We start from the raw sequence: 3,066 nt of genomic DNA on the forward strand, positions 1-3,066 counted from the left end.
ATGGCGTATGAGTGGTTTAGGATGTTTACGTCGGGTTTTTTATTATCGACGGTGATTTTGACCTCTTTTTTTTGCGTGTTGCCAAGGAAAAATCCCCATTTGCTAGTATCGGTGGCCTCGATTACGATGTTATAGATATCTTTTTGTGCGCCAAATCCCGTTTTAGGAAAGGTCAAATTTAAATCGACGATTTCAGACGGCGCTTCAAATTTTTGAGTTAGCAAATTTACGCTGCCTTTTTCGTCTACGAGTGAAATTTTAACTGATTTTACGCCGCCTTCGTCGGTTATCTTGATCGGTAGAGGCGAGGTTAGGTTCCAGTAAATTTGATCTGAGATGGCGATGTTTGGGGCTTCGCGCTCAAATGTTTTTGATGTAAATAAAAAAGCTACCGCCGCAACTAAAAGTAAAATAATAACGCCGAAAAATATCAAATTCGGATTGCCGCGTCTTCTCATAAAATCTCCTAAATCTTAAAGAGACCGATTTTACTAAAAAGCGATAAATTTAAGGTAAATTTGCGCCTGAATTTATAAAATTTCGCGTATTTTTCTAGCTTCGCTCATCCATTCTCGCAGCTCGTCCCACTGCTCGTTTTTGATTAAATTTTCGCATTCGTCAAGCTCTTTTTTGAAAAGGTCTATCGAATTTATCAAATTTTGCTTGTTTTGTTTAAAGATATCCGTCCACATCACGGGCGAGCTTTTGGCGATCCTGATCATACCGTTAAATCCAGTGCCGCTTAGCGCGATGATATTTTTTTTGTTTTCCTTTTTTAGTACGCTGCTAGCTAGCGAAAAGCTGATAGCGTGGGGTAGGTGAGAGATGACGCTGGCGTGATGGTCGTGCTCCGCCGCGCTCATAAAAATGATCTTCATGCCCAGGTGCGAAAACAGCTCGACCGAGCGCTTGACGTGCATCTCGCCGCTTTCTTTAAAGTCGCAGATAGCTACGACGGCGTCTTTAAAAAGCCCCGAAAAAGCTGCGGTTGGGCCGGAGTACTCGGTGCCCGCCATCGGGTGAGCGGGGATGAAATTTTGCCTGATGCTCTCTGGCACGGCTTCGATTATTTTTTGCTTGGTGCTACCAAGATCGACGATAGTCGTGTTTTCGCCGATACCTTCAAATTCTTTGACGATTTTTATGATGCCTTCAACGGGGATGGCTAGAAATATCATATCGCACTTTTGCTTCATCTCCTCAAGCGTCAAAATTTCATGCACAAGACCGAGCTCAATGGCTTGTTTTTCGTGCTCTTTGCTTAGATCCATGCCGCTAACGCAGCTGATTAGTTTTTCGTTTTTGAGACTGAGTCCGAGCGAGCCGCCGATGAGTCCTAGGCCTACGATACCGATTTTCATAAATTCGCCTTTTAAATTTATATTGTTTAAAAATAAAATGTGCTATTATACAGCCTTATCATCACTTTTAGGTTAAATCAATGAAAAAAAGCGTTTTTCTACTACTTTTGGGCGCAGTTTTGGCAAATGCCGAGCAGATAACTTCCATAAATTTTAAAGGTCTCATCCATCTATCTCCAGAAACCGCAAAGGAGATAATGGGACTAAAAGTCGGCGACGAGCTAAGCGGCGATAGCACGGATAGAGCGATCGCAAAGCTGTTTAGGCAGGGCTATTTCGACGATATCTACATCGAAAACGAGGGCGGCGACGTGACCGTAACGGTAAAAGAAAAGCCTAGCATCGCTCGTATCGATATCAAAGGCGTAGTAACTAACGATAAAACCGCTATCGACGGGCTAATCAACATCAAACAAGGCAATATGTACGACGAGTTAGCCATCGAGCGCGCAAAAGAGCGCATCAGGCAGTATTACGAGTCAAAGGGCTACTTTGACACTATCGTGGACGTAACCAAAGAGCCGGTAGCGGGCAATGAAAGCAGTCTTTTTGTCACGATGAACATAAACCGCGGCGAAAATATCATAATAGAAAACGTAAATTTAGTCGGCGCGAAGCTTTTTGATTATGACGACGTGGAGCCTGTGGTAGCGAACAAAGAGCGCGAATTTATGGGCTGGATGTGGGGCAGAAACGACGGCAAGGTTAAGCTTTTTGAGCTACCAAACGATCCTGCGAGAATCCAAGATAAATACTACCAAAAAGGCTACCTAGACGCGACGGTTTCAAACCCGTATCTAAACGCCTACATGGACAACTACACGGCAGATCTCACCTACTACGTGACCGAGGGCGAGCAGTATAGGGTATCTAGCGTAGATATCGAAGCGCCTGAGTTTTTAGAGCTTGATAAAGAGAAAATTTTAAAAGACTTTAGACTAGAAAGCGGCGACGTGATGAACTCCGCTCGCCTAAGACAAGACATGAAAAAGCTCGACGATATGGTGGCGGATAAGGGCTATGCGTTTGTAAGGATAAATCCAAAAACCGAGAAAAACGTCGAAGATAGAACCGTCAGCATCGTCTATGAGGTCGTGCCTGACGAAAAAGTATATATAAGAAACGTGCAAATTTCAGGTAACGACAGAACCGTGGATAGGGTCGTTAGACGCGAGCTATATCTCACGGAGGGGAATTTATACAGCAGAACCGACCTGCAAGACAGCAAGGACGCTCTAAAACGAACGAGCTACTTTGATGAGGTCGAGATCGAGGAGCAGCGCGTCGGAGCAAACCAAGTCGATCTACTCGTAAAAGTAAAAGAGGCCTCCACGGGCTCGATCAGCGGCGGTATTGGATACGGTAGCTCGGACGGCTTGTTGCTTAACGCGAGCGTGTCGGACACGAACGTATTTGGTAGCGGCATGAAAGGCGTCATAAGCGTTGATAGGAGCGACAACGAGCTCTCCGGCCAGATAGGTTTAACCAACCCGCGCCTTTTTGACTCAGAGTACAGCCTAGGCGGCACGCTATATGCTAACGACTATAGCTGGAATAACTACGACGAGAAATCATACGGTCTAAACGTCGTCGTAGGTAGAAAACTAACTAGAAATCTAAGCGCGTCTTTGGGTTACATCATAGAGCAAAGCCGTATCAGTGGGCTTAGCGACGTGCTAAAAACCGTCGGGTACAAAGACGGCAA

The 3,066-nt window shown here is 45.0% G+C and carries 2 protein-coding genes and 1 pseudogene; 1 reads left to right on the plus strand and 2 read right to left on the minus strand.

Features of this window, described 5'->3' with window-relative positions; genetic code table 11:
• Positions 1-458 (minus strand): annotated as a pseudogene (locus tag Q0338_RS02155) (M23 family peptidase); the annotation flags it as partial.
• A 72-nt stretch (positions 459-530) separates the two neighbouring features.
• Positions 531-1,361, minus strand: a complete 831-nt coding sequence (locus Q0338_RS02160) for a prephenate dehydrogenase (RefSeq protein ID WP_298085325.1) — start codon at positions 1,359-1,361, stop codon at positions 531-533.
• 80 nt (positions 1,362-1,441) lie between these two features.
• Between Q0338_RS02160 and bamA the strand changes: the two genes are divergently transcribed.
• Positions 1,442-3,066 (plus strand): outer membrane protein assembly factor BamA (gene bamA, locus Q0338_RS02165; protein ID WP_298085326.1); only part of this gene is annotated, 1,625 nt, incomplete at its 3' end.

The organism is uncultured Campylobacter sp. (assembly GCF_938018145.1).
Taxonomy (GTDB): Bacteria; Campylobacterota; Campylobacteria; order Campylobacterales; family Campylobacteraceae; genus Campylobacter_A.

Coding starts and splice junctions, on each gene's coding strand:
- Q0338_RS02160 (WP_298085325.1), bottom strand. CDS start 1,361: ATGAAAATCGGTATCGTAGGCCTAGGACTCATCGGCGGCTCGCTCGGA.